We start from the raw sequence: 24670 nt of genomic DNA, 5'->3' as shown, positions 1-24670 counted from the left end.
TATGGAAAATTCAGGCTCGTTCGGCAACTTACGCATGAAAGCCGAAGAAGTGTTGCAAAAGTTAGGAGAGGCAGGCAGTAACGTTAACGAAAAGGATATGCAAGTGCTTTTCCAGGAGTTGCAGGTGCACCAGATAGAGCTGGAAATGCAAAATGATGAATTAAGCACGGCAAATCAGGAGTTGGAATTGCAGCAGCTAAAGTTTGCAAGTGTTTATGATCTGGCCCCGGTTGGTTATTTTATTCTTACGCAGGCCGGGCTTATAAATGAAGTGAACAATGCCGGTACCAGTTTAATGCAGGCAGGTAAGGCAACGCTTATGAGTAAGCCGCTACGCATGTTTGTAGCTCAGGAATATATAGATCATTTTAATACTTTTTATCATGCTTTGCGCTATGGTGGCCGGCATACATGCCAGCTTAAATTGATATCAACGAGCGGCCGGGAGTTTTACGCGCAGATAGAAGGGATATTTACCAGCGAGCAATCGCCTGCATTAAGGCAGTACTATATTGCCGTAATTGACATCACCGAACGTATACAGGCCGAAAAGAACCTTGCGGAGGTAAAGGAAAGGCTTGAACTCTCACTGGAAGCCTCATCTGCGGGCACATGGGAACTGGAACTGGAAACAATGAGGTTTTACCTGGACGAATTTAATTATAATATTTGCGCAGTACCGGGCGGTAAGTTTGATGGAAAGTATCAAACTTTTATTAATTTGATACACCCTGAGGACAGAGAGATGGCCGATGAGCATTTCAGGACTTCCATTAATCAGGAAAAGGAAATAGATGTGGTTTGCCGTATGGTTAACACAGAAGGCAAGATTTGTTATGCCGGCATCCGCGGCCATGTGATCGCTTTGCCCGGGCAACAAAAGCGCCTGGTAGGTATTATGATGGATATTACCGAAAAACGAAGATTTGAGGATGAAACCATCCGGTTAAAGCAAAATCAACAAAAAAACATTGCGCTTGCTACCCTTAACGCCGGCGAAAACGAACGAAAAAGAATAAGCGATTCGCTGCACGATAGTGTGAGCCAGCTGCTATATGGTGTAAAAATTAAATTAGGCTTGCTTAACAGCGATAAAGACAATATCAAGGCGGTACTGGAGATAAGTGAATTGCTTGACCTGGCCATTCGCGAAACCCGGAATATATCGTTTGAACTTGCGCCCTCCATTTTAACGGATTTTGGACTGCCTGCTACTGTGGAAGAGCTTGTAAAACGCTTATCCGCCAAAAATATGGAGATAAGGGCCAAAATATCTGGTTTTAACGAACGTTTAGATCCGCTGATGGAAATAAGTATTTTCAGGATAATACAGGAATTAATCAACAACTGTATGAAGCACTCCGGCGCAACATTGGTAAAATTAACCATTAAGAAAAACAAAAATATCGATATCGAGGTAAAAGATAATGGAAAGGGGTTTAACGTAGCAGAACAGGAGCAGCTACCCGGGGGATCTGGTTTGAGCAGTATTAAAAACAGGATGAACTTATACAACGGGCAAATGAAGATAATTTCAGAACCAGGTAATGGAACAACGGTAAACATCAGCTTGCAGCATAGCTTCTGACAAAAATGGCTATGCCATTTAACCATATTTATACTTTATGGAAGTTAAACAAATTATTGTAATAGGTTCGTCTGCAGGTGGTATAAAAGCAGTCAATCAGCTCTTAAGTAAATTATCGCCGGGGCTGCCAATAGCCGTTTTTGTGGTAATCCACATGTCAAAAAATTCGCAGGCCGAGATTATTCGTACGCAGTTTCAACGCGCTACTAACTATGAGTGCCAGGTTGCGGCAGACGGTGAACCTATTACTGCAGGTAAAATTTACATAGCGCCTGCTAATCACCATCTATTTATAAAGCGGGGTATTGTCAGGTTAACAAATGGGCCTCATGAAAACCGGTGGCGCCCATCCATTGATGTATTGTTCCGTTCGGCGGCCGCCGCTTATGATTCACATGTAATTGGAATTATATTAACCGGCATGCTTGACGATGGCACATCGGGTATGAGTGCAATAAAAAGAAGCGGCGGAATATGTATTGTACAGGAACCCGGTGAGGCCGAATTTGAAGATATGCCTGCCAATGTGCTTAATAATGTACAGGTGGATTATCAGGTGCTTATAAACGATATGGGCTACATCATCGAAGAAATACTTACGCAGCCGAAAAAGGATTTGGTGCCCATACCGGAAGATGTAAAAATAGAGGCGGCGATTACCGAGCGAATGATTAGCAGTATTGATGAGATGGAAAGAATAGGTGAACATAGCAACTTTACCTGTCCGGATTGTGGCGGTAACCTTTGGAAAATGAAACATGAAGATTTTGCGAGGTACCGGTGCCATACCGGGCACGTTTATACAGAAAACGCCTTAATGGAAAAGCAAAATGAAGCTTTGGAAGAATCTTTGTGGATATCTGTAAGAATGCTGGAAGAACGAAAGAACCTTTTCCTGAATTTAGCCGGCAAGGCGGGCGAATTGCAAAGTGGCGCGGAAACTGAGACGACATACAGGCAAAAGGCCGCACAATTAGCGATACATATCGACCGTTTAAAAAAATTATTGGTAGCTATAGGAAAAACGGGGCCGGCAGATGAAGGTTATCTTTAAACCGTTAGCCTGTTTATAGGTAATAAGATACGGGACAAACCAAACCAACAAGGGCATGATTCAAATCATACTGGCAGAAGACCATAATATAGTGAGGAACGGCATCCGGTCGCTTTTTGAAAAGGAAAAGGATTTTGAAATAACCGGCGAGGCTTTGAACGGGAGGGAAGTGCTTGATCTGCTGAAAAAGGGTATAACGGCCCACATTGTACTTGCCGATATGAATATGCCCGAACTTTCGGGAATAGAACTCATAGCCAAATTAAGGGACGTTGCCCCCGGCTGCCGTACTATAGTGTTAAGTGCGCTTGATCACGAAAAATACGTGGTGCAGGCCTTCCAGACGGGCGCCAGCGGTTATCTGTTAAAAAGCGCAAGTGCCGACGAACTAATATTTGCTATTAAACACGTCTTTGCCGGTTCGCAATATATTTGCTCGGAGCTGACTACGCGTTTTTTGAACCGGCTGCTTACAATTCCCGATCCGGTAAATACCGAACTTGTAGACGGAATAGAGTTGTCAAGCCGCGAGGTGGAAATACTTGGTTTGGTAGCTGACGGGTTTACCAATCAGGAAATCGCCGATAAAATATTTACCAGTAAACGTACTATCGAAGGGCACCGCCAGGCGCTTATTGATAAAACCGGCTCACGTAACACCGCAGCGCTCATTCGCTTTGCCTTGGTAAATGGAATAATTGGTTAATTATTATTTTATATTTTTAATATTTTAAGTGTTGATTTTAATTAGAAATATAATATACCGTATTTATTCTGTTAGGTTGTAGTATAAATACGGTACTGTAAAAAAAACGGCTGTTTACATTTGATCATCAAACCAACAGCCATGAAAATACAGATCACGCCCACCCTTATCGATTTTTTGATAAAATCAGGGTACCACCACTGTTATTCCCGCACTACGTTACTTGGAATGAAGACCTGTATTACGCTCACTCCGGTAAAAAAGACGCCAAGGTTAAAATTCTTACCGCTTGCCTACGATACTTATTTTCAGACAAAAAAGGAGCCAGTGCTTATGGCACAAGGGATAGATGATGACACAGTAGTTGTTATTGATACAGGTAAGGGCGGACTGAAGTCACATGAATCTTTTTTTACAAAAAAATTTGAAAAGGATATATGGAAAGTCTAAAAAAGGTAATGATTATTGACAACGACGGTGACGTTTTGGATGTGATGGAGGAGGCGTTGACTTATGAGGGTTTTCAGGTAAATGTAACAAAAAGTACCGATGATATATTTGCAGACCTTGATGGTTACAAACCCGATATACTACTGATAGATTATTTACTTGATGGTATTAATGGCGGTGAACTTTGTCACCAGGTAAAAAGCAATCCCAGCACAAGTGCTTTGCCGGTAGTGATTATTTCTGCTTACCCTAAAGTAATTTTATCGCTCGGAACCTACAATTGCGACCGGTTTATAGCCAAGCCTTTTGATTTGGACGAATTGGTTGATCAAATCAACAGCTTATTGATCTCTTTTAGTAAAAATAGCAGTAATGGATTACAGGAACGGTATTAACAAGGTGGTGTTGGTTGGCCACATTTGTAATGAGACTGCCATGGAAGCTCAGCCCGGGTCCGTAGAATATCTCCGGTTTCGTTTTGTCACGCAGGAAAGAATTGCTAAAAAAGCGGGAAACGAAGATCATGCAGAATACCATATAATAAGTGTACCTGCGGGTATGTTACGTAGCGGAACAAGATACTTGAGTAAGGATAAACTGATTTGCCTGGAGGGTAAGTTGAAAACAAAAAGTGACACCGATTCTGATGGCATCAAACGGTATCAGACAGAGATACTGGTAAGTAAATTATATAGTGTTGGTTGAGGCGCAAGGGCATGTTGTCATATATTAATAAGCATTTATTTGAAAATGGGTTGTTGCTGCGCATCGGAAACGCAGCAAGTTCAAAGTCGCGCCCGCTATGGCTGAAATTGATAGCTCCGCTGTTGCTTTCATTTTTTGCCACCTGGCTGCTTGGCGTTCCTTTGCAACAGATTGGCCGTACCGCACCGTTTATATTTTATTTTGCCGTTGTTTTCGTCTGCGCGTGTTTGGGCGGCAGCATATCTGCTTTCTGGGCCACTATTTTTAGCAGCATTTGTGCAGTCGTTTTCATTTTACATGTTTACCCGCTAAAGGAGCAAATTTATTTCGGTGTTTCAGCCGGCTCATTTACCATTGAAGGGTTATTGCTGACCGGCTTAATCCGAATAATCGAAATTACCCAGCACCGGTTGAGTAGCGAAAAAACACGATTGCGTGAAATATTGGAGAACAACCCGGAAGGTTTTTTGACGGCTGATGAAGATGGAACAATTACTTATGTATGTTCGTCAGTAGAAAAAATCCTCGGTTTTACACCGGCAGAGTTGAAGACGAGCAAGCTACATGACCTTATCCACCCATCAGAAGAGATGGAATTTAAACTTAATTATTTAAGGTTATTGCACGGCAAAAGTAAATCTGTACCGTTTCTGCAAAGGCTCAGGAGCAAGAATGGCGAATGGAAATGGATTGAGGGTTGTGTTAATAATATGCTTAGGGATGAACCTGTTAAGGCCATCGTTTTCAATTACAGAAATGTTACCAGCAGGATCAATAAAGCCAGGCAGCAGGATGATTTTGTGCATATAGCGTCGCATGAATTAAAAACACCCATCACTTCGTTGAAAGGATTTTCCCAGTTGATAAAGTTGAAGCACCTGAAAGAAGGCAGAACGCAGGACTTGCCGCTTGTTGAACGTATGGAGGCTCAACTTGACCGCTTATTGGCCTTGATTGATGATATGCTAAACATGACCAGGATTCATGCCGGTGAAATGCACTACCATAAAGACTGGTTTGATTTTGCCGGCTGTATAACAGAGGTAACGGAAGCGGTACAGGCAACTTGCAGTAGTCACAGCATCAAAATTTTTAATTTAACAAAGCCTGTTCGCGTTTATGCCGACCGAAACCGTATTAGCCAGGTGATCACTAATCTGGTTACCAATGCCATTAAATACTCTCCGGACGCAAATTCGGTGGAATTAGAAATAGAATGTAGTGACGATGAAATAAGGTTGAACGTAAGGGATTATGGTATTGGCATTCCGCAGGATAAACAGTCACAGTTGTTCGAGCGCTTTTACCGCGTAGATGGCAAAATTAAGGAGCAGGTTAATGGCTTAGGACTCGGTTTGTTTATTGCCCGGGAAATTGTTGAAAAACACGATGGTAAGCTTGGATTGATCAGCACACCAGGTAAAGGTTCAACGTTTTGGTTTAGTCTGCCCATGTTGCGTTAAATACGTAAAATACATGTATAAATACGTGATTAATACTTATCCTTTGATGCCTGTCAAAATTTAATACCAATTTTATGATGAATTATATATAGTAAGATTTTTTTATGTCTGGCAGTTTAATCAACTTACTTAGAACTGAAGCTCCATTACTTTTATGTGATGGCAGGAATGAGGCTTTAGAAAAGTTGGCGGATACTTGCTATTTATTCGGAGATTTAACTGTCACTTTTTTACACACCTGTAGTTACCATAATTATGGTACTGTCTATTTCACAGAAGCGGGGCAAGGTTCCTTTTCCGGTTTGTTCAGGGTGTATATATCAGATGATCAAATACGCACGGCTTTATATTCGCTGGACAATGTGAGACTTATTGACACTCCTCACCATGAGTTTATCCCTCAGCTACAGGCATGGCTGAGCCAGGTTTAACGGCAGCCTTTTCAAATATGGCAGGCTAATCCAAATCTTTTTTAATTATTCGTTAGGCAACAAATTTCAATATCCATCGTATTAGTTATTACTATTAAAAGCTAAAACCGCTTTACGATAGTACCTTAATAGCCGCTACGATAAACCCACTTCAAGTGGGTTTATATTTCCAAGTGTGATTCATAGTTTCAAATCGTTTTATGAGAAGATAAATTGCGAAATTTAACAGTGCAAATCAGGTAGTTTCATTACCTATACGTATTGCCTCAAATAATTCAATTACTTTTTTTTGAAGATCTATTACTTCTGTTTCCCTTACAGCAAGTTTTTGATATAAATCTTCCAGTATATTCAACCCATCTACCTCATTCGCTTCGCCAAGGGCTAATAACTGAACCGTTGATATTCCATATACACTCGCCACTTGTTCAAGCCTCGATAGGTTGATGTCCGTAATGCCCGTTTCTATTTTTGAATAGGCGGGAATAGAAACGTCAAGCATTTTGGCAACAATTTCCTGGCTCCATCCTTTTTGATGCCTTAAAAGGCGTATATTTTGTCCAAGTGTTTTCATTTGCCGGTTGTTTAAATGACGCTGAAGCTTTTACGTTCAAAGATCTTAATTTGTTATTATTTTAAATTATTAGAAGCTCATTAATAGAATCATGAATAAAAGATTGACTAATTCCTAAGGTCAACGGCGAGAATAGCATTGTATTTATTCAAAAAAAATAAACATATGCACTTTTTTATTGTATTATAAATTAATGTATTTAATTAATAATTACTCCCATTATGATCAATAAAATCAAAACTCAACGCTACAGCCTATCGCTGTTATTTAATATTTGCGGTTTATTTATTGCGGTTTTATGTTGCGCCGCCTGCAACAGCGGCTCGAAGGATAGTAAGGAAAAAGCTGATAGCGTAAACAATTTTTATGATTCACTGAATAACAAGAAAGCTGGCAGGGGTGACCGGGAAGTCAGTTCACCTGATGCGAAATTCGCTGTCGAGGCTGCCGACGGTGGCATGGCTGAGGTTGAATTAGCTCAACTTGCGTTGCAAAAAACCGTTAATTCCGGTGTGAAGGAATTTGCATCTATGATGATCAAAGACCATTCGAAGGCCAATGAAGAATTAAAAGATATTGCCAGGGCAAAAAGAGTGGCCTTGCCGGCAACATTAGGTAAAGAAGAGCGAGAAATTAAATTACAACTGAGCTCCAAAAATCGATCGGACTTTGACAGGGCTTATGTTGAAGCGATGGTTGCAGATCACCAGAAAGATATTAAAGCTTTCCAGGATGCCAGAAAAGTTGTTCATTATCCTGAAATGGCTACTTTTATAGATAAGACGCTGCCGGTGCTAAAAATGCACTACGATACGATTGTGAAGTTACGCGCTAATTTGAAATAATTATGCAGTTTGACCTAGCAGCAAACTATGACTGTTGCTGTCTAATTGAAAAATTTGTTGTAAATCAGTGTTGTTTAAAGCTACAATATCTTACCAGCGAGGTCAATTAGTGTATGTGCATTTGGAATAGCGGCTACCGCCGCATCATTATTAAAATAACACCACACTTCTTTCACACCGGGTTCCACCCTGATCTTATCGGCAACAATTGCCAGCGCCTCTTCACTATAGTACGAGCGATACAATTCAGGCACACCGTGAAAACGATAATATACTACTGATCCAGTTATTATAGGTTCTGCCGGTAGGTCGGGGTGGCTCATGCCACAAAAAGTTAGGCCTCTGTGCCGCAGCGCTGTATAAACCTCTTCGCACCACCAGCTTGTATGACGAAACTCCAGGACATTATTAAAACCCAAGTCGAGCTGATCCAGTACGCGCTGAAGCCTCTCCGGTTCATAATGGAAACGCGGCGGGAACTGGAACAACACCGGGCCGAGTTTAACGCCCAATCCTTCCCGGATCGTCCCGTAAAAATCGCTGAGCATATCGCTGGTGCCATGAAATTGCTTAAAATGTGTTATCGCTTTGGGTGCCTTAACCGAAAAGCGGAAGTCTTCCGGTGACCGCTCGTACCAGCCGCGTAGTACCGGGCCCCGTGGAAAACGGTAAAATGTCACGTTCAGTTCCAGCGTGCCAAACTGAGCGGTATAAAATTCAAACCATCGCTTTTGCGCCAAGCCTTCCGGGTAAAAGGTACCTTTCCAATGTTTATAATGAAAGCCCGAACAACCGATATGCCATTTCATTCTTTTCGTGCTAATTCCATTTCTGCGGATTATCCCGGTGATTACTTAAAAACTCGATCACCTGCTCAAGCTCGCCATTTTCCAGCGACATTTTGCCAGGATGGTAGCTGAACAGCTTGTCCGGCAGTTCAAAATCGATGTGTCCTAAATAATTGGGATCATTGATTTCTTCCAGGTGTAGGCTGTTTTCTTTACTGCGGGCGATCAACGGATTTCCGGTATCCGTGTCTTTGAAGAGGCTGTAAGTTTGAGTAATCACCGGATGGCCATCCAAATGCGCCAGTGTATCCGGGATGATCATCAGCTTTTGCGCTGAACTGAGTTTAAAGTATAATGGTTCCATATTAAAAAAGGCCGCATTCGCGGCCTTCTCCATGTCTAATTTATTCAACTTCCGCAGCAGCGGCTTCGTTCACGTAATTTTCGGCTACCTTGGTCAGCAGGCCGTCCGCATTCTTTTCTTCGGCGAGTGTCTCGTCCAGCATTCCCTGTGCTTCGCTGTACCCTAATGTTCCGGCCAGGGTACGCAGCGTTCCATAGGAGGCGATCTCATAATGTTCCACTTTTTGAGCGGCAGAAATGATCGCCACATCACGCACCTCGGTGCCATTATCGGTATCGGATAGCAGTTCGGTAGCTTCCTTCAGCAAACCCTCCATCGCCAGGCACTTTTTAGCGGCGGCTTTTTCGCCAACCGATTCGAATACGCCTTCCAAACGAGTCACGTGGTTCTTGGTCTCTTCCAGGTGATTGGCAATGGTTTGTTTGAGATCTTCCGAGGTTGCTCCTTTGATCATTTTAGGCAAAGCGGAAGCCAAATGCTTCTCGGCCCAGTAAATATCTTTCAATTCATCAACGAATAATTCTTTTAAAGCACTTTGGGCTTCCGGTGAGCGACTAACAGCTGCTGTAGCCACTTTTTTGTTTGCTTTTGTAGCCATAATAGTTAGATTTTTTATAATTATTTATTTGTGTTGGTAGACTACAATTCCCGTTCCAAACAGTGTTTATTTTTTGATGGCGCTGATATCACCATTTCGTTCCATAAAGACCTGATCGATCTTGTTCATGTCATCCGTCAGCGCGGATTTTCGTACACCCTGCATGATGTCTTCCTGGCAAACCAGCGCACGTTTCATTCGGTCATGATCGAATTCACCGTTACGGAACAGCGGAATCTTTTGCCCTTCCACCCAGCGGCCGAACCGTTTACTGTGCGCAATCAACCAGCCGAACAACCGGTGGAGCAACACGATCACGAAACAGCATACAATGACAGGGACAAAAGCCGAAGCGCCCACCACGGCCCGGCTCATGATAGCACCGAGCGAAATACTGATGATGTTATCCAGCGGCGTCCGTACCCCGAAGGAACGGCGGCCCGATATGCGGATCAGGATAAGGGCGATAAAAAAAACGATGATGCCCCGGCTGCTCATCTGCAGCGCGTTAAGGTCTTTACCTTGTCCAAAAACAGTGTACAACAGATTTTCCATAGTTTTAATTTTTTATGGGCCGACCGCAAACGGTCGCTGGTTTAACTTTAGTTGCCGGCTTTCGCCACGCAAACCAAACGCCTGCCGCAAGAAGTATAGTGATGAATAAAAAAACCAATGTTATTTTCATTTATTGAGTAATTTGTAAGCCGCTTCTGTCTCCAGTCTTTCCAGTACCCGGAACTTTTTGCCCGCTTGTGTATTGTAATTTTCAAAAAAAGCTTCGAGCTGCGGCAGGATATCTTGCGGCAGATCGCTCAGCGTTTTTATATTCGCAAACTGGCGCGATACCTCAGAAACGCCGATATAGCGGTCGTTGCGTATTTGTTTGCCGTCACGTTCCGTTTGGTCGGCCGTCAGTGCACCAATGAGGCGGCAGTCCACCAGGCAACCCGGAAAGGTACCAGTTTCCGCCAGGACGATAATATCCAACGGGTCGCCGTCCTCGCCTTTGGTTTCCGGGATCATTCCGAAATCAAAGGGGAACATCAGTCCCTCCGGCAAGAGCTTGCTTAGTTTGATACGACCGCTTTCTGGTTCATAATCAAATTTCTGCCGGTAGCCTTTGGGCGATTCGATTAGCACGGTGATCGATTGTTCTTTTTGTTTACTCATTTTTTATGGTATCGTTTAGTCTTTTGCTGGTTATTCGCTTCAGCCGCATCAATCGAATGCGTCTGGGTGAGGTCGTTTTCCTTCTGCGCCAGCTCCGAAAGCCGGATATAGAATTTATACAGATGGTCCAACTCTTCTTCGGTAAGGTCTTCTATATTGACCATGCGGTTACTCGTGCCTTCATGCGAGGCCAGCAACTCATTGAGTTTCAAATGGACTGCTTTGGAATCTTTGTTCTGCGCTTTCTGGATCAGGAATACCATCAGGAAAGTAACGATAGTTGTGCCTGTGTTGATGATCAGTTGCCAGGTTTCCGAATATTGAAAGACCGGGCCGGTCACCGCCCAGACCAGGATCGTCAGTGCGGCAATTATAAATGCCGCTGAACTCCCGGTTGCCGTGGTCGCCCAGTTGGAGAAGCGCTCAAAAAAGTTTGGTTTCTTTTTCATCTTAAACGGTTGAGTTCGGTAATTAATAATTCTGCGGTTGCCCGGATCGTTTGATGGATGATCTCTTCGCAGGAGCCGTCAAATACTTTCCGGAAGCTGGCGGTATTACCGCGAATAAGCGCAAAGACAAACATAGTCCCCACGGGTTTTTCGGGCGTTTCACTCCCGCCCGGCGTTGTCAGGCCTGTGACCGCTACATGGATATCCGCTGGGATCAAAGCAGGTAAGCGGTAAGCCATTTCGCTGGTCACTTCCATGGATTCCGGCGTGAACTCATCAATCATGCTCTGGGGCACTTTCAGTAGCGAAACTTTCAAATCTGCATTATAACAGGTGAAGCCGCCCTGTAGGACTTGGCCCGAGGCTTCGGTCAATGCAAATTCTGAACAGAGCCAGCCTGCCGTCGCGCTTTCCGCAAAGGCAATGGTCAGGCCTTTTTTCGCCATCAGCTTGCCGCAGGTTTCGATCTTACTTTCCATGGTTCCAGTGAATAATTAGTTCTGCATTACCAGGCACCTCGTATTCAAGGTTACCGTTGGCCACTTTTTTCCCGCTTAACGGTTCCTTGTTGCCCTTAAGTGTCACCACTACTTCCGGTAGTTTCGCGGGCCCGGTCTTAACTATCATCAGGTGGCAATTTAGCCGCCCATCACCGGCCAGGCGGAAATGCACACGTTGTTTGACCTTTGCCGAAAAACCATAACTTGGGTAATCAGTGTAGATCATCAGGCCTGCATCCTGCGCCTGCATATAATGCCGCGGCAAAATACCAAAGGCGTTACCAGCGCCGTAGACTTCCTGGCCAACCTGGCCGCTTTTTTCCCAGCCGTCCTGTAGGTCTTCCAATGCGATCCAGAGATTAGGGTCAACTTCACCTATCTTCGGCTTGTCCTGGAGCATTTCTTTGGGCAGCATGGTAGGGTAATAATAACTGGCCCTGTCTACCAAGTAACGGATATATTCCGCGACAAGTAAGCGTACCGATGGATGAAGGTCGACATCTTCCGCATGCCGCAGGTAATCATGCAACGCACAAAAAACTTCCTGCTCTTCGTAAACTGCTGAGTATGGCGCATCATTCAGTGGGAACAGCGTAAAAAAGGACGGGAAGTTTTTTCCATAACCGTAGTTACAATCCCAGAGCCGAACGTTCCGGAAAATATTGGCCAAGCATAAGTAACTCAGGTCTTTATAGATTTCCTTTTTGTTAACTTTGTATAAGCGTAAGATGGCGCCCGCCGAAAAGGCAGTATTGTTCGCCTGGTAGAACAGCTCAAAACCCAGCCCGATCAGCTTTTGCGCCGACTTTTCGGCTTCCGCCAGGTAGCGCTTTTCACCCGTTAGCTCCCAGGCCTGCAGCATCACATGTGCATACAAACCGGGCACGTCTTTCTCCCCGCCCTTGCCTGGCTGCGTTTCGGCTTTTAGCACTTCCAGGGTATCCAGCTTATAAAATACCGGCCACTGGTAATTAAAATGATGAGCTACTTTGATAGAAAAATCCAACGAATCCAGGAACAGCTTTTTCGCCGCCTCGTCGCCTTTGAGCGCAAGCCGCGACAGGTTCAACAGCGGATGATGCAGGTACCAGGAATCCATGGTCATCGGCTCTTTTTGTTCTTCTTCTCCTTTCAGTTTGTCCGCCAGTTTGGGGTGCCAGCGCACAATGGTCTTAAGTTTTTCATCATAAAAAGCCGGCAGCCCATCCTTGATCTTTTTCATCACCATCAATTGCGCATCGTTCCATTCTACATAGTCCAGCAAAGGCAGTAGCACCGCCAATTGTACCATGATCTCCGGAGGGGTGGCATAATCGCATACATACGCGTTAAAATAATGATTGCCGTCCACCTGCGACCAACAGCCGGGACTGTCGATTAAGTCGGTCAAGCCTTTTTGCAGGATATCCGGCCAGTGTTTATAATTCGTTGCCGGTTTAGGCATGGCCAGGTAAACGGCCGCCAACAGATCCAGATACTGCTTGGTCATCGCCACTTCCTCAGCAGCAACCTCTTCAGAAAATGCGACTATAGCATCGCTAAGTACATAGCTTTTACCTGCTTCCAGCGGTTTGTTTTTAACAGTCGGAGGAAGTGCGAAACCCACTTCCGGCCATTCACCACCAACAGTTTCCGCTGCCGAAGTTTCCGTGGCTTCATTATAATCGGCCAGCGCGGTTAAGTTCTGTAGGTAAAGAAACGAACCCGCCTTAGGTCTGGTCAGTTTTATATACAGCTGGCCGGAACGCGTGCCCACTTGTTTAACCAGGATCTCGCCTTCAGCCAGCAGATCATTGCTTGAAGTACCCAGCGGCACAATATCGCGCGGCCAGAACGGAAACAGTAACGGAGCAGCTGTGGTCAGGGTGGTTGTATACCGCAAAACGGGACAGGTTTCATTTGGTAACTCTACTGTCACTTCATATTTTCCGATCATTGAACTGATCTGGATTACAAGCCCATTTTGTTTTTCATTGATGTTGATATCCAGCTGATCATTAGGTGAATAGGCTAAACGAAAAGCTATCCGGCTGCCTCCTGGCCAGTTGGCGACCAGCCAGCAACTGTCTGCAAGGTCATAAACGCCAAAGCGGTAACCATTAGCCGTTGTTTCATAAAGTGGTTTTTTTCCGGCTTCATTGAGCATGGCATTTGTATTCAATAACCAGGGTGAATAGGGTTTCATAGGTAAATTCGATTTACTAAAATTTAAAACTATAGAGTGTATGGGCTATGAAATAATTATTAAAACATTGCTTTTTATTTTTAGTTTTTAATTAAAAAATATCGTTATATGAAAAAATTAAATATACTCCTGTTTCTAAGCCTGTGCTTGCTGTTCAGCAGCTGTGATGCTATCGCCGGCATCTTTAAGGCCGGTGCGGTTGTCGGCATCATCGCTGTAATCATTGTTATTGCCATTGTTATCTGGATCATTTCGATGTTTCGCGGAAAAAATTAAGTTTAGAAAAGTAATGTACTTGAACTACCTGCTGGTCTATGAAAAAAGAGGATATCCGTTTGTATGATTGGGCGCGCATCCTGTTTGGGGAAGCCCCGCCCTTTTTTTTGCTGGAAGTGTTTATTCGCACGTTAATCATCTATATTTTTCTTTTATATACACTGCGCTGGCTTGGTAAGCGGATGAGCGGGCAACTGACCATTATGGAGTTATCGGTCATGCTTACCCTTGGTGCCATCGTTTCCGCTTCGATGCAGCTGCCTGACCACGGTATCTTGGCAGGTTTCCTGTTGCTGCTGTGCGCGTTAGCTTTCCAACGTGGTATTAGCTATATCGGCGTATTAAACAGTCATTTTGAGGAGCTTACCCAAGGCCGTCCAGGTACGTTGATAAAAGACGGGGTTTTACAACTTGACGAACTAAAGAAATTCCGTGTTTCGAGGCAACAGATATTTGCGCAGCTGCGCAACCAAAAGATTTATAACCTGGGCTTAGTGGAAAGAATGTACCTGGAAGCCAGTGGTATGTATTCCATCTTTTCGGCCGCTGAGCCTAAACCCGGTCTTTCCGTCCTGCCGCCAGACGATTCAAAGATCCAAACTATGCAAACCGAAGATCAAGATTTGATGGCATGCCGCAGTTGCGGAATGGTACAGCAAACTAGTGAAAATGATAGTTGCAACGACTGCGGTTGCAGAGAATGGACAAGAGCAGTGAATTAACCACTATGAAAAAAGAAGAGATACATTTAGCAGACTGGCAGCGCATCGTTTTCGGTGAAGTACCAGGCGGCTTCTATGTCGAATTAATTATTCGTGCAGCGATCATTTACCTGCTGCTGATGTTCGCTATGCGGATGATGGGGAAACGCATGAGCGGACTGCTCACCCGAAACGAGTTGGTGGCCATGGTCTCGCTGGCCGCAGCCATAGGTACGCCGCTAACCTCGGCAGACCGGGGTATTCTACCGGCAGTGATCATTGCTTTCTTAGTGGTGTATATCGAGCGCTGGATCTCGGCGTTTGCTTTCCGCAACGAAAAATTCGAACGTTACGCTATTGGCAAGCTGGATATTTTGGTTAACGACGCGGTGATTGACCTCGAGGTGTTGAAAAAAGTACGCATTTCCCGTGAACGCCTGATGGCCGAACTCCGGGGTTCAGGTGTGCGGCAGTTGGGTAGCGTCAAGCGTTTTTACATGGAAGCAAACGGCGCGTTTACCCTAATCAAAAACGAAGAGCCAAATGAGGGATTGTTGATCTTACCCAGCTGGGACCGTGAATTTTGTGAGCGCTTAACCCGATCGGTAACTCAGTACGCCTGTGTTAGTTGTGGCTTACTTCAACCGAAAACCATTGATCCGACAACCTCCTGCCCGCATTGTCGCCATACGGAATGGCAAGCGGCTTTTAAATAAATAACATAATGATGAGAAAATTGCTTTTGATATTGGGAATTTCAGCCGGGCTTTCCGCCTGCAAACCAAAGCCGCCGCTGGAAGCGCAAGTAAACGCCTGGTATAAGCACCTCGTTATTTATAACCTGGACGTAAAGACTTTTCAGGACAGCAATGGCGATGGTGAAGGCGATTTTAAAGGGTTGATCTCCCGCCTTGATTATTTGAGCGCACTAGGTGTAAATACAATTTGGCTGGCGCCTTTCCAGCCCTCGCCACTGGCAGATGACGGCTATGACATCACCGACTATACCGCAATAGATGCTAAGCTAGGTACGGCAGCAGACTTCAGGATTTTTATGCGGCAGGCGAAGGCCAGGCATTTAAAAGTGATTATGGATATCGTGCTCAACCATACATCTATTCAACACCCCTGGTTCAGGCAAAAGCCGGATTGGTACCTTTGGTCAAAAGAGCGGCCGTCTGACTGGGATAAGGGGATGGGTTTTCCGGTTGTTGAAAAAGATAGCTGGCACCTGGATTCGCTTTCCCATCAATACTTTTTTCATCGTTTTTATCATTTTGAGCCAGATTTGAATTACCAGAACCCGGCGGTGGTCAGGGAAGCGGAGCGGGTATTGGCTTACTGGCTGGATCAGGGGATGGACGGCTTTCGGCTGGATGCGGTACCCTTTATTATCGACGACCCGCGTAAGGACGCTGCCAAGCCCCGATTCGATTTTAATATCCTTCATAAGCTAACCGGATTTGTCAGCAAACACAACCCGCAGGCAGTCCTACTCGGGGAGGCGAATGTTGATCCCCAAGACAATGGAAAGTACTTTACCGGCCATCACGAGGGCCTACAAATGATGTTCAATTTTTATGCGAACCAATACCTTTTTTTAGCGCTGGCCAGCGGCGATGCCGGTCAATTTAAAAAGGCATTAACGCAAACACAGGTTAAACCGGGCATTGCACAATGGGCCTGGTTTCTGCGCAATCATGACGAGATAGACCTAGGCAGGCTTAGCAAACATGAGCTGAACCAAGTCTATCAAAAAATGGGACCTGATACCAATATGCAGTTATACAAGCGTGGCCTCCGTCGCCGGTTAGCAACCATGCTTGGGGGCGACCCGAAACAAATAAATCTTGCTTACAGTCTCTTGTTCTCCTTGCCGGGTACTCCGGTCATCCGCGAAGGTGAAGAAATTGGGATGGGGGAAGACCTGCGTTTGAAAGAAAGGCTGGCTATACGCACGCCGATGCAATGGGACAGTACAGTAAACGGTGGTTTTACCAAAGGAAAGCCTTTCCGGCCACTGATCAGCAGCGCGGAATATGGCTACCAAAAAGTTAATGTACAAACCGAAACGAAAGACAGTACTTCCTTGCTTCATAAAATCCGTACGCTTATTAAACAACGACAGGCCTTTCCCGAGATTGATAATGGCGCCTGGCAGGTTCTGAAAACACCGGATACTGTGCTCGCCCTGCTTTACAGCAGTAACGGAAAGCAGGCATTGATTATAAATAATTTCAGTCGCAAACCTCAAGAGCTTAATTACAAGGGCCGAATATATCACCTGGCGACTTACGGCACAGTGTGGCAACATTTGTAATTTAATTTCTAATTAAATTAATTTCAAAATATTGAAACAGGCAGGCACTATTTGAGGTTATTACTGTATTACCTTTAAAAAATCAACCCTTATGTTTCACCATGTAAAAGACCTACAATTTAACGCCAGGGTTTCTCGTCCTGATCCGCGTTTTGCAAACCTCCTGCTTGAACAATTTGGCGGCGAAAACGGCGAACTGGCCGCGGCCATGCAGTATTTTACTCAAGCATTTGGCGCTAAGATGCCGCATCCAGATAAGTACGATATGTTGATGGATATCGCCACTGAGGAATTCTCCCATTTGGAGATTGTGGGTGCCACGATCCAAATGCTGCTTAATGGCGTCAACAGCGAACTGAAAGACGCCGCCGACCAAAGCGAAATTATGCAGGTCATGAACGGCAAAGGCGCTAAAGAAAGCATTATTCACGAAGCCTTAATTGCCAACCCGCAGTTTGGCATTATTACCGGCGGCGGTGTAACCCCACGTAACAGCCAGGGCATTCCCTGGTGCGCTTCCTATATCCATTCTAACGGTGACCTAACCGTGGACCTGCGTAGTAACCTGGCTTCCGAATCGCGTGCCAAACTGGTGTACGAGCATCTCATGAAATTTACGGATGATCCATACGTAAAAGAATCGTTGTCTTTCCTGATGACCCGTGAAGTGGCTCACTATAAAATGTTCGAGGCTGCGCTGAACGATATCCAGCCCAACTTCCCGCCGGCAGTACTGGGCGCAGACCCGCGCTTTACCCAGCAATATTTCAACCTGTCGAACGGTACGACTTTCCGCGGCCCATGGAACGAAGGTGAAATGCCGGGCATGGGTAAAGAATGGAGCTATATCGCCGACCCGGTCGCACATATCCAGGAGACCCAGGGACTGACCCAAACCGACAAAGCGCTCGATAAAGAACTGAAGGAGACACTAAAACACGACAAAGAAATGAGCGCCGTAAAAAGCGCTGAAGTGAGGAACAGCGAGCCGGAAGGCGTAGCGCAGTGGAGCACTTACGCAATAGAGGAGAAATAAAACTTAAAGCGATGAATGAACACCTGTTCCTGAAAGGCCAGCGCGTGATCACATCTCAAGGCAAAGGCGAAGTCGTAGATGCCATCGGCAACAAGATCGTAGTCAAACTCGATGATGGCGCTACCGAAACTTTTCTGGCCGACGACCTGACAGACGACAGTAGCGCGGGCTAATCATCTAAAAACAAATCAATGTTAGTAATAAGTTATGGTGGACCCGGTAGGGTTCGCTATAAATAAAAAATTGGTGTGGGGGGTATCTTACCGGTTCGACATTCCGCAATGGATTTATAACGGGGTCAGCGCTACTGACCGCTGCTGAAATGCATAAAGCAGCAGCACACCACTATTTAAAATTAAAAGATCATGGCTGAAAATAAAGTAAAACAAATCTATGAGTTTAAGCAAAGTATCTGGCTGGATTTTATTGACCGCCAAATCATGCGCTCGGGGAAACTAAAACAAATGATCGAGGAAGATGGCCTCCGGGGAGTTACTTCCAACCCGGCCATTTTTGAAAAGGCAATATCGTCCAGTGCAGATTATGATGATGACATTAAAAGGCCCGGTCAAAGCGAATTAACTGACGAACAATTATTCTTTGAACTTGCGATTAGCGACATTCAAAAGGCGGCGGACATTTTTGAACCCGTTTATAATGATAAAGTTGTTGGTGCCGATGGGTATGTCAGCCTGGAAGTTTCGCCTGCGCTTGCGCTGGATACCGAAGGCACCATATCCCAGGCGCTGGAGCTATGGAAAAAAGTAGACCGGAAGAACGTTATGATTAAAATCCCCGGAACCTTGCCGGGTTTGCCCGCTATCCGCAAGGCGATTGGTGAAGGGCTAAATATCAATGTTACATTACTGTTTGGGCTGGAGCGGTACGAAGCGGTTACTGAAGCTTATATTTCCGGACTGGAGGACCGGCTCCAAAATGATCAGCCTGTTGATCATTTTGCCTCTGTAGCCAGTTTTTTCCTGAGCCGTATTGATCTGCTGGTAGATCCGATGCTGGAAGAAAAAGGATTGAAAGATCTCAAAGGTGAAACCGCTATCGCTTTAGCAAAAAAAGCTTATGAAATATATCAACGTGTTTTTAGCGGTGAACGTTGGCAGAAACTGGAGGAACGCGGCGCCAAACCGCAGCGGTTACTTTGGGCTAGCACCAGCAGCAAAGACCCCGCCTCTAGGGATACCAAATATGTGGAAGCACTCATTGGCCGTGATACGGTCGACACCGCGCCACTGGAAACAATCAATGCATTCCGCGACCATGGGGTAGTAAACGCTACGCTGGAGACAGGTTTGGAAATTGCGGGCAATCTATTGCGTCAATTAAAAAATGCAGGTATTGACTTGGAGAAAGTAGCGCAGCAATTAGAGGAGGAAGGCATCAAAAAATTTAATCAGCCCTTTGAAACGATGCTGAGTGCCATCTCCGAAAAAAGAAAAGGGTAGAGCGGTTTTTGGGTGGGTTGTAAATGGGTTGCAATCGAAGATGCCTCATGATTGTCCCCGAAAGATCTTATTGTTTTTATAATAAAAATAACACTAATTGGATTAGTACCAAAAGAATCGATGACTACTTTCGGCCGACACCCTACCGAAAAACTAATTAAGAACACCAGGTCGACAACACCTAACGAAAATTGTTTAATTTAAATATTGGATTTTCTTACAAGAGCCTCTCTTTAGATTGGATGATTTAACGAGGATTCTTTTAGGGAGTGCTTAAAAATGATAACTTGCCTATTACAAGTAAGTTATCGTGTCTTATATATTTAACGATACAACTATACAATCTTTTTTTGGAGTGATATTATGTAAATTAACGTTTGAGTAAAGAACAACTAAAATTGATTTTGTGGCTACATGGTCATCTTTAATCGATGAAAAAATAAGTTCGAGCCGTCACCCGGGCTGTTCATTAAGATTGAATTCAGTTGTAACTCGGCTACGGTCGATAGGCGAGTAATGTTTTCACCGGTTACAATTCAACTACGGCACCCTCACTCACAAATTGCCTGAATTTAAACTAATGCTTCTCGCTGAAAGCCGGCAATGTAAACCAGAAGGCACTGCCGATGCCCAACTGGCTGTCAACGCCAATCTTCCCGCCATGCTTTTTGATGATCTCGGCAGAAATATACAATCCGAGGCCAAGACCTGAATTCTGACCACTATTTTGATGTGTGCGGTAATAGCGATAAAATAAGTAGGGAACTTTTTCTTTTTCGATGCCCGGACCTTTATCGCTCACCGACACTTTAACGATACCTGGCTCCTCGTCTACACGAATGACAATCTCCCTGGATTGCGCTGCATATTTAACGGCATTATTCACCAGGTTTACGATTACGCGCTGTATCCTTTCAGAGTCCGCTTCCACTTGTGCATCTTTTACCCCTTCTGTGACGATCTGAAAAACTCCTGCCGAAGTCACATGGAGGCAGCACTCGTCAATTGCTTTCGATAAATTGAATCGTGTCTTCTTCAGATCTAATTCCCCGCCGGAGATACGGCCCGCATTAAGCAGGTCATCGACTAAGCCCGTAACTTTATTCATGCTTTTTCCAGCCTGTACCAATAAGGCTGGGAGCGCCCGCGTAGGTTCGTCCTTCATGCGTTCCAATAATTGCAGGGAACTTTTTAATGCGGTCAGCGGTGTTTTAAGCTCATGGCTGGCAATATTGATAAAATCATCTTTTTCTCTTTCCGCCAGCTTGTCCTTGGTAATATCATACAGCGTGCCGAGTACACGTTCTTTTCCCTGCGATGTAGTTTCGGCGCGCCCCTGCAGGTTGATCCACTTAATGATCCCGGCTGGTGTCTGGATGCAGCCCTGGAAATCAAACTGCTGTCCGGGTCTTACGCTATCCAGCATTTCTTTTAGTTTTACGCGGTCATCAGGGACAAATACAGCGAGCAGGGTTTCCTCGTTCCAGCTATCGGTGGTTGCGCTTAAACCGAAAAGCTGATCAAAGCCATCAGAACGGCTGATCGAACGGTTACCAAGGTCCAGTTCCCACACCGCCATTTTTGAGTACGTCAGCGCCATCGTAAGCCGCTGTTCGCTTTCCTGCAAGGCTTTCCATGCAGTAAAATCATCCAGTATCGTATAAGCATAAGCTACACCGTTCTCTTTAAAGGCGATGGTCGTAACATGCACCCAGGCAACGGTCTTATCCTTTTTAATGATACAGGCATCGAGCTTAAAGTTAGGCTTGCCTTTTTTCCACATGGCCTCCTGCAATTCTTGCCAGTGCTCCTTATCTTCTTCGCAGGCATAATCCATAATCCGTGTGCCAACTAGTTCCTCGCTTTTGTAACCCATCAGTTCCGTCAATGCTTCGTTCACCTTTAGGATCGTTAATTCGCTGTCGATGATCTTACTGGCTGCAGTGGTCAGGCCGAATACTGCCTCAAAACGGGTATCGCACTCGTTAAATTTGTCTTTATAATCGTCTCGTTCTAAATTCGTTTCCATAGTGGTAATTGCCGTTAGATAACAGGCACATCCTCACCCTGGTTTGAATTATTTAAAAATTGTCTTCTTTTCTTACATCAATTCGTCCTTAATTTTGCGAGCACAGGTACCTATAAGACGCAGCTCCGGTAACTGACTGGAACTTAATTAAGAAGTTTACTTTTACATATCAAGGTTATTCAATGCGCAGAACCCTTTGCTGGTCTTGAAATAACTTCAATGTAATTCTTCAACGTTTTTTATCTCATTATTTATCTCGTGTACCATCTGATCCATTTCGGTTGCACACCTGTTGAGCAGGGGAAGTATTTCGTTTCTTTCTGCCTCATCCTCTGCCTGGTTCATGAGATCCACTAGGCCCAGGATCGTTGCGACAGGACGCCGGATCTCGTGTGAACTCATCCATGCAATTTTTCGCAGCAAATCATGCTGCCGTTTAGTCTCCGCTTCTTTTTCTTTCCTGAAAGTAATGTTCTGGCAAACGGTCACATACCCCTGAAACTTTTTACTTTCATCATACGAGGGTGTAAACTCTGCAGATATCCATAATGGGACGCGCTCTTTTGTATAAATTATAACGTCGAGTGAAAAAACTTCTAGCAGCTCCTGTTTGACACGGAGAGCGGTTAACATATCTTCAGAAGATTCGGGTCCGCTTAAAAAACCGGCCGGTACCTTGCCGCCAATCTCGCCGAGATTGTAACCTGTCATATCCTCAAAAGCTTTATTTACCCATCTAACCCTGCGGTAGGGATCGGTGACGATGATCATATTATTGACCCTGGTAATCATATCTGCCAACTGCCTGTTTTCATGAACTGAGCGCTTCAGCGCATCAATATCTCTGACCGCACCAATCAGACGAATTGCTCTTTTTTGTTCATCATAAACGAAGTACCCCTGATCGATAATGTATTTGTAAATTCCGTTTCCGCAATTCAGCCTGTATTCACACTCCCAGTTGGTTCTTCCTTCCCTAATGATCAACTCCTGGCCCCGCACAACATCTGCCAGGTCATCCGGATGAATCAGCCCTCGCCACCATTCAAGGTTATACTTGATGTTTTCTGGTAGTACGTTGATAAGGTGTGTAAGACTGGTATTGTAGATCAGGTGGTCCTGCAGCATATTCATGTCATAAACAACATCCCGTGTTGCCTGAGCGACTAATTCATACCTTTCTACTGCTTCTTTCAGTCTGGCGTCTTTTGATCTTTGTTCGCTAATATCAGTGAAATATACGGCGACACCTTCGTCGGTAGGATAGGCTGCCAGTTTGATCCATTTATTTAATACAAGTGAATAATCTTCTTTTTCGCAAATGACGCGGTCTTCAAGCGCTTTTTGATAAACCGGGTAGAAAACATTCTGCTCTTTGGAAAACAAATCGAATATACTACGACCAATAATATCGTTGCTATCCCTACCGGTTAGTATCCTGAATGCCTCATTCGTCCGGATAATAATTAATTCCCGGTTTAACGCAAAAAAAGCGTCGCTCATACTGTTCAGGGTGCTCTCAAAACTTAGTTGGTACCTGTCCCTTTCCTCCTTAAGCATTTTCAGTTCGGTAATATCCTGAAGCGACCCGGTAATTTTTAATGTTTCCGGACTGCCTGAATCAATTTTGGCAAGTTGCCGAATATATCGTGTACTGCCGTCAATACCGGTGATCCGGTGCGTTACATCCAGCAGCTTGCCATTAGCAATCAGATCATTGAGGGCGTTGATCATCATCGCCCGATCTTCCGGAAAAATATGTTCCAGGTAAAGGTCGAAGGGCTTCCTGAAGTCTTCTTTCAGGATACCTGCAATCTCATATATTTCATCTGACCAAACCAGTTTCTGTTCTCCCGGAAAAAAATCCCAGCCGCCTATCCTGGAGATCAGCTGGGTTTCGCTAAGTTTCCGTTTCTCCTCCTGCAGGTCCTTATTAATATTTTCGAGTTTTTTTTCAAACAGGATGGTTTCCGTCATATCCCTAGCCAGAACCATAACGTGCGACTGACCATTGAAGCTGATCTTGTGGGAGGTAATACTAACGTAGATTATAGTTCCATCTTTTTTAAGATGCCGCCAGATGCCACTATTATTGATACTGTTTTCTAAACGAGCGGCTGAAGCGATCACCTTTTCCGCATCTTCCGGCGGTCTTATCTCCAAAATAGTTTTTTTCAGGAACTCATTTTTGCTATACCCGTAAGCGGCTATTGCAGCATCATTTACTGATATAATTCTCAACTTGCTTGGCTCATAAATCCACATCGGATTGGGATTAGACTCATACATGCTCCGGTACTGCTGCTCACTTTGCTTTAACTTCCTGTCATCGGACCTGATGATAGCAAAGAGCAGTAATGCAGTTACTATGACAAAAAAATAGCCTTTGCCCGAACTAATCGTTAATATTTGGTCTGCACTTAATCGGTGCTGAAAGAAAAACAAGATATGGTCGCTAAAAGTGATCCAAAGTAAACTGATTACTAAATAAACAACCGCAATCCTGAATGCTCCGTACCTCATAATTTTATTCCCTGAGGTTTTAAACGGGAAATTTAATTATTGGTTACAATGCTTTATTAATTTGACATTTTTGCATGGTTCAATCGAATACGTTTAGCGACAACGACGATATGAATTTCTATAATCGCCATTTTGATTTCTTCTTCGCTTACACTGAACCTCTTAGTGAAATAAGGCAGGTCATAAACCGCTTGGTCAGCACCGTATTGCGAGTACTTTTCGTTTTCCATAACCTATGGACAGTTGTAAGGCAGGCTGGTTTAACGCCAAACCTCTTAAACTATTTAATCTCCGGCTTCAACTGTGTTTCCGGAGAAGGATTAACTTCCGGCGGATATTCTTCGGACTAATTTGCGGGTCTTCCTGCGGCACTCCGGTTCCCGGGGATCTGATGGCTCGCGTATTTCCGGGCTTTCTTTTGGCACCGGCCTTTCCGTTTGCTCATCCGGAAATAT

27 protein-coding genes are annotated in these 24670 nt (G+C 44.6%); 15 read left to right on the top strand and 12 right to left on the bottom strand.

The annotated features are described in order from the left end of the window. Nucleotide 1 precedes the first annotated feature (1 nt). The 7 genes from BLS59_RS21385 (at nucleotide 2) to BLS59_RS21355 (ending at nucleotide 5966) form a co-directional block, all read left to right on the top strand. Nucleotides 2-1588, top strand: coding sequence for a PAS domain-containing sensor histidine kinase (locus BLS59_RS21385; protein ID WP_091152416.1), 1587 nt, complete (start codon nucleotides 2-4; stop codon nucleotides 1586-1588). A gap of 37 nt (nucleotides 1589-1625) precedes the next feature. Beyond that, complete coding sequence (locus tag BLS59_RS21380) at nucleotides 1626-2642, top strand: chemotaxis protein CheB (protein WP_091152414.1); 1017 nt, start codon at nucleotides 1626-1628, stop codon at nucleotides 2640-2642. A gap of 55 nt (nucleotides 2643-2697) precedes the next feature. Then, on the top strand, nucleotides 2698-3348 hold the full coding sequence (locus tag BLS59_RS21375; RefSeq protein WP_091152411.1) for a response regulator transcription factor: 651 nt from the start codon (nucleotides 2698-2700) through the stop codon (nucleotides 3346-3348). 141 nt (nucleotides 3349-3489) lie between these two features. Further along, on the top strand, nucleotides 3490-3798 hold the full coding sequence (locus tag BLS59_RS21370; protein WP_091152409.1) for a hypothetical protein: 309 nt from the start codon (nucleotides 3490-3492) through the stop codon (nucleotides 3796-3798). Beyond that, entirely contained in the window at nucleotides 3786-4193 is a 408-nt protein-coding gene (locus tag BLS59_RS21365) for a response regulator transcription factor (RefSeq protein ID WP_091152407.1), read from the top strand. Before BLS59_RS21370 ends, BLS59_RS21365 begins: the two co-directional genes overlap by 13 nt. After that, nucleotides 4171-4503 (top strand): single-stranded DNA-binding protein, encoded by a 333-nt coding sequence (locus BLS59_RS21360; RefSeq protein WP_091152405.1) that lies wholly within the window; start codon nucleotides 4171-4173, stop codon nucleotides 4501-4503. The genes BLS59_RS21365 and BLS59_RS21360 overlap by 23 nt, the downstream gene beginning before the upstream one ends. Nucleotides 4504-4514: 11 nt before the next feature. Next, on the top strand, nucleotides 4515-5966 hold the full coding sequence (locus tag BLS59_RS21355; protein WP_091152404.1) for a sensor histidine kinase: 1452 nt from the start codon (nucleotides 4515-4517) through the stop codon (nucleotides 5964-5966). A 666-nt stretch (nucleotides 5967-6632) separates the two neighbouring features. Here BLS59_RS21355 and BLS59_RS21345 read toward each other — a convergent pair. Next, entirely contained in the window at nucleotides 6633-6971 is a 339-nt protein-coding gene (locus BLS59_RS21345; protein WP_091152400.1) for a helix-turn-helix domain-containing protein, read from the bottom strand. Nucleotides 6972-7192: 221 nt separating this feature from the next. Between BLS59_RS21345 and BLS59_RS21340 the strand changes: the two genes are divergently transcribed. Then, on the top strand, nucleotides 7193-7816 hold the full coding sequence (locus BLS59_RS21340) for a DUF4142 domain-containing protein (RefSeq protein WP_091152398.1): 624 nt from the start codon (nucleotides 7193-7195) through the stop codon (nucleotides 7814-7816). Between the two features lie 80 nt (nucleotides 7817-7896). Here BLS59_RS21340 and BLS59_RS21335 read toward each other — a convergent pair whose 3' ends face one another. The 8 genes from BLS59_RS21335 to BLS59_RS21300 form a co-directional block, all read right to left on the bottom strand. Beyond that, nucleotides 7897-8625 (bottom strand): DUF72 domain-containing protein, encoded by a 729-nt coding sequence (locus tag BLS59_RS21335; protein ID WP_091152396.1) that lies wholly within the window; start codon nucleotides 8623-8625, stop codon nucleotides 7897-7899. Between the two features lie 10 nt (nucleotides 8626-8635). Then, a complete protein-coding gene (locus tag BLS59_RS21330; protein WP_162842729.1) occupies nucleotides 8636-8968 on the bottom strand; it encodes a hypothetical protein in 333 nt (110 codons plus the stop codon). 40 nt (nucleotides 8969-9008) lie between these two features. Beyond that, nucleotides 9009-9566 carry a YciE/YciF ferroxidase family protein gene (locus tag BLS59_RS21325; protein ID WP_091152392.1) on the bottom strand — a complete coding sequence of 186 codons (558 nt, stop codon included), beginning with the start codon at nucleotides 9564-9566 and terminating at the stop codon, nucleotides 9009-9011. 66 nt (nucleotides 9567-9632) lie between these two features. Beyond that, entirely contained in the window at nucleotides 9633-10121 is a 489-nt protein-coding gene (locus BLS59_RS21320) for a DUF421 domain-containing protein (RefSeq protein WP_091152390.1), read from the bottom strand. Nucleotides 10122-10247: 126 nt separating this feature from the next. Continuing rightward, a complete protein-coding gene (locus BLS59_RS21315; protein ID WP_091152388.1) occupies nucleotides 10248-10736 on the bottom strand; it encodes an inorganic diphosphatase in 489 nt (162 codons plus the stop codon). Continuing rightward, on the bottom strand, nucleotides 10733-11185 hold the full coding sequence (locus BLS59_RS21310) for a low affinity iron permease family protein (RefSeq protein ID WP_091152387.1): 453 nt from the start codon (nucleotides 11183-11185) through the stop codon (nucleotides 10733-10735). Before BLS59_RS21310 ends, BLS59_RS21315 begins: the two co-directional genes overlap by 4 nt. Further along, nucleotides 11182-11664 (bottom strand): CinA family protein, encoded by a 483-nt coding sequence (locus tag BLS59_RS21305; RefSeq protein WP_091152385.1) that lies wholly within the window; start codon nucleotides 11662-11664, stop codon nucleotides 11182-11184. Before BLS59_RS21305 ends, BLS59_RS21310 begins: the two co-directional genes overlap by 4 nt. Further along, entirely contained in the window at nucleotides 11654-13870 is a 2217-nt protein-coding gene (locus BLS59_RS21300) for a hypothetical protein (RefSeq protein ID WP_091152383.1), read from the bottom strand. Before BLS59_RS21300 ends, BLS59_RS21305 begins: the two co-directional genes overlap by 11 nt. A gap of 108 nt (nucleotides 13871-13978) precedes the next feature. Between BLS59_RS21300 and BLS59_RS31740 the strand changes: the two genes are divergently transcribed. The 7 genes from BLS59_RS31740 to tal all read left to right on the top strand — a co-directional run bounded on the left by BLS59_RS31740 (nucleotide 13979) and on the right by tal (nucleotide 19663). Further along, on the top strand, nucleotides 13979-14146 hold the full coding sequence (locus tag BLS59_RS31740; protein ID WP_162842728.1) for a hypothetical protein: 168 nt from the start codon (nucleotides 13979-13981) through the stop codon (nucleotides 14144-14146). Between the two features lie 38 nt (nucleotides 14147-14184). Then, entirely contained in the window at nucleotides 14185-14868 is a 684-nt protein-coding gene (locus BLS59_RS21295) for a DUF421 domain-containing protein (RefSeq protein WP_091152381.1), read from the top strand. Nucleotides 14869-14873: 5 nt separating this feature from the next. Further along, complete coding sequence (locus BLS59_RS21290) at nucleotides 14874-15563, top strand: YetF domain-containing protein (protein WP_162842727.1); 690 nt, start codon at nucleotides 14874-14876, stop codon at nucleotides 15561-15563. An 8-nt stretch (nucleotides 15564-15571) separates the two neighbouring features. Beyond that, the gene (locus BLS59_RS21285; RefSeq protein ID WP_091152377.1) at nucleotides 15572-17167 is read left to right on the top strand and encodes an alpha-amylase family protein; all 1596 of its coding nucleotides are present in this window, start codon (nucleotides 15572-15574) and stop codon (nucleotides 17165-17167) included. 91 nt (nucleotides 17168-17258) lie between these two features. Then, nucleotides 17259-18203: a manganese catalase family protein gene (locus tag BLS59_RS21280; RefSeq protein ID WP_091152375.1), complete on the top strand. Its 945-nt coding sequence runs from the start codon at nucleotides 17259-17261 to the stop codon at nucleotides 18201-18203. Between the two features lie 11 nt (nucleotides 18204-18214). Next, nucleotides 18215-18376, top strand: coding sequence for a hypothetical protein (locus BLS59_RS31735; RefSeq protein WP_162842726.1), 162 nt, complete (start codon nucleotides 18215-18217; stop codon nucleotides 18374-18376). A gap of 192 nt (nucleotides 18377-18568) precedes the next feature. After that, nucleotides 18569-19663, top strand: a complete 1095-nt coding sequence (tal, locus tag BLS59_RS21275; RefSeq protein WP_091152374.1) for a transaldolase — start codon at nucleotides 18569-18571, stop codon at nucleotides 19661-19663. A gap of 577 nt (nucleotides 19664-20240) precedes the next feature. Here tal and BLS59_RS21270 read toward each other — a convergent pair. The 3 genes from BLS59_RS21270 to BLS59_RS31730 form a co-directional block, all read right to left on the bottom strand. After that, nucleotides 20241-21692 carry a PAS domain-containing sensor histidine kinase gene (locus BLS59_RS21270; RefSeq protein ID WP_091152372.1) on the bottom strand — a complete coding sequence of 484 codons (1452 nt, stop codon included), beginning with the start codon at nucleotides 21690-21692 and terminating at the stop codon, nucleotides 20241-20243. Between the two features lie 216 nt (nucleotides 21693-21908). Beyond that, nucleotides 21909-24215, bottom strand: coding sequence for a PAS domain-containing protein (locus tag BLS59_RS21265; RefSeq protein ID WP_091152369.1), 2307 nt, complete (start codon nucleotides 24213-24215; stop codon nucleotides 21909-21911). 56 nt (nucleotides 24216-24271) lie between these two features. Beyond that, nucleotides 24272-24445 carry a hypothetical protein gene (locus BLS59_RS31730; RefSeq protein WP_162842725.1) on the bottom strand — a complete coding sequence of 58 codons (174 nt, stop codon included), beginning with the start codon at nucleotides 24443-24445 and terminating at the stop codon, nucleotides 24272-24274. Nucleotides 24446-24670 lie beyond the last annotated feature (225 nt).

The organism is Mucilaginibacter pineti (assembly GCF_900101875.1).
Taxonomy (GTDB): Bacteria; Bacteroidota; Bacteroidia; order Sphingobacteriales; family Sphingobacteriaceae; genus Mucilaginibacter; species Mucilaginibacter pineti.
Note: the sequence above shows the minus strand (reverse complement) of the source record. Positions and strands in the feature narration are given on the sequence as shown.

Bases quoted from the DNA above. Each gene is read 5' to 3' on its own strand.
- BLS59_RS21385 (WP_091152416.1), top strand. From the start codon at position 2: ATGGAAAATTCAGGCTCGTTCGGCAACTTACGCATGAAAGCCGAAGAA.
- BLS59_RS21380 (WP_091152414.1), top strand. From the start codon at position 1,626: ATGGAAGTTAAACAAATTATTGTAATAGGTTCGTCTGCAGGTGGTATA.
- BLS59_RS21375 (WP_091152411.1), top strand. From the start codon at position 2,698: ATGATTCAAATCATACTGGCAGAAGACCATAATATAGTGAGGAACGGC.
- BLS59_RS21370 (WP_091152409.1), top strand. From the start codon at position 3,490: ATGAAAATACAGATCACGCCCACCCTTATCGATTTTTTGATAAAATCA.
- BLS59_RS21365 (WP_091152407.1), top strand. From the start codon at position 3,786: ATGGAAAGTCTAAAAAAGGTAATGATTATTGACAACGACGGTGACGTT.
- BLS59_RS21360 (WP_091152405.1), top strand. From the start codon at position 4,171: ATGGATTACAGGAACGGTATTAACAAGGTGGTGTTGGTTGGCCACATT.
- BLS59_RS21355 (WP_091152404.1), top strand. From the start codon at position 4,515: ATGTTGTCATATATTAATAAGCATTTATTTGAAAATGGGTTGTTGCTG.
- BLS59_RS21345 (WP_091152400.1), bottom strand. From the start codon at position 6,971: ATGAAAACACTTGGACAAAATATACGCCTTTTAAGGCATCAAAAAGGA.
- BLS59_RS21340 (WP_091152398.1), top strand. From the start codon at position 7,193: ATGATCAATAAAATCAAAACTCAACGCTACAGCCTATCGCTGTTATTT.
- BLS59_RS21335 (WP_091152396.1), bottom strand. From the start codon at position 8,625: ATGAAATGGCATATCGGTTGTTCGGGCTTTCATTATAAACATTGGAAA.
- BLS59_RS21330 (WP_162842729.1), bottom strand. From the start codon at position 8,968: ATGGAACCATTATACTTTAAACTCAGTTCAGCGCAAAAGCTGATGATC.
- BLS59_RS21325 (WP_091152392.1), bottom strand. From the start codon at position 9,566: ATGGCTACAAAAGCAAACAAAAAAGTGGCTACAGCAGCTGTTAGTCGC.
- BLS59_RS21320 (WP_091152390.1), bottom strand. From the start codon at position 10,121: ATGGAAAATCTGTTGTACACTGTTTTTGGACAAGGTAAAGACCTTAAC.
- BLS59_RS21315 (WP_091152388.1), bottom strand. From the start codon at position 10,736: ATGAGTAAACAAAAAGAACAATCGATCACCGTGCTAATCGAATCGCCC.
- BLS59_RS21310 (WP_091152387.1), bottom strand. From the start codon at position 11,185: ATGAAAAAGAAACCAAACTTTTTTGAGCGCTTCTCCAACTGGGCGACC.
- BLS59_RS21305 (WP_091152385.1), bottom strand. From the start codon at position 11,664: ATGGAAAGTAAGATCGAAACCTGCGGCAAGCTGATGGCGAAAAAAGGC.
- BLS59_RS21300 (WP_091152383.1), bottom strand. From the start codon at position 13,870: ATGAAACCCTATTCACCCTGGTTATTGAATACAAATGCCATGCTCAAT.
- BLS59_RS31740 (WP_162842728.1), top strand. From the start codon at position 13,979: ATGAAAAAATTAAATATACTCCTGTTTCTAAGCCTGTGCTTGCTGTTC.
- BLS59_RS21295 (WP_091152381.1), top strand. From the start codon at position 14,185: ATGAAAAAAGAGGATATCCGTTTGTATGATTGGGCGCGCATCCTGTTT.
- BLS59_RS21290 (WP_162842727.1), top strand. From the start codon at position 14,874: ATGAAAAAAGAAGAGATACATTTAGCAGACTGGCAGCGCATCGTTTTC.
- BLS59_RS21285 (WP_091152377.1), top strand. From the start codon at position 15,572: ATGATGAGAAAATTGCTTTTGATATTGGGAATTTCAGCCGGGCTTTCC.
- BLS59_RS21280 (WP_091152375.1), top strand. From the start codon at position 17,259: ATGTTTCACCATGTAAAAGACCTACAATTTAACGCCAGGGTTTCTCGT.
- BLS59_RS31735 (WP_162842726.1), top strand. From the start codon at position 18,215: ATGAATGAACACCTGTTCCTGAAAGGCCAGCGCGTGATCACATCTCAA.
- tal (WP_091152374.1), top strand. From the start codon at position 18,569: ATGGCTGAAAATAAAGTAAAACAAATCTATGAGTTTAAGCAAAGTATC.
- BLS59_RS21270 (WP_091152372.1), bottom strand. From the start codon at position 21,692: ATGGAAACGAATTTAGAACGAGACGATTATAAAGACAAATTTAACGAG.
- BLS59_RS21265 (WP_091152369.1), bottom strand. From the start codon at position 24,215: ATGAGGTACGGAGCATTCAGGATTGCGGTTGTTTATTTAGTAATCAGT.
- BLS59_RS31730 (WP_162842725.1), bottom strand. From the start codon at position 24,445: ATGGAAAACGAAAAGTACTCGCAATACGGTGCTGACCAAGCGGTTTAT.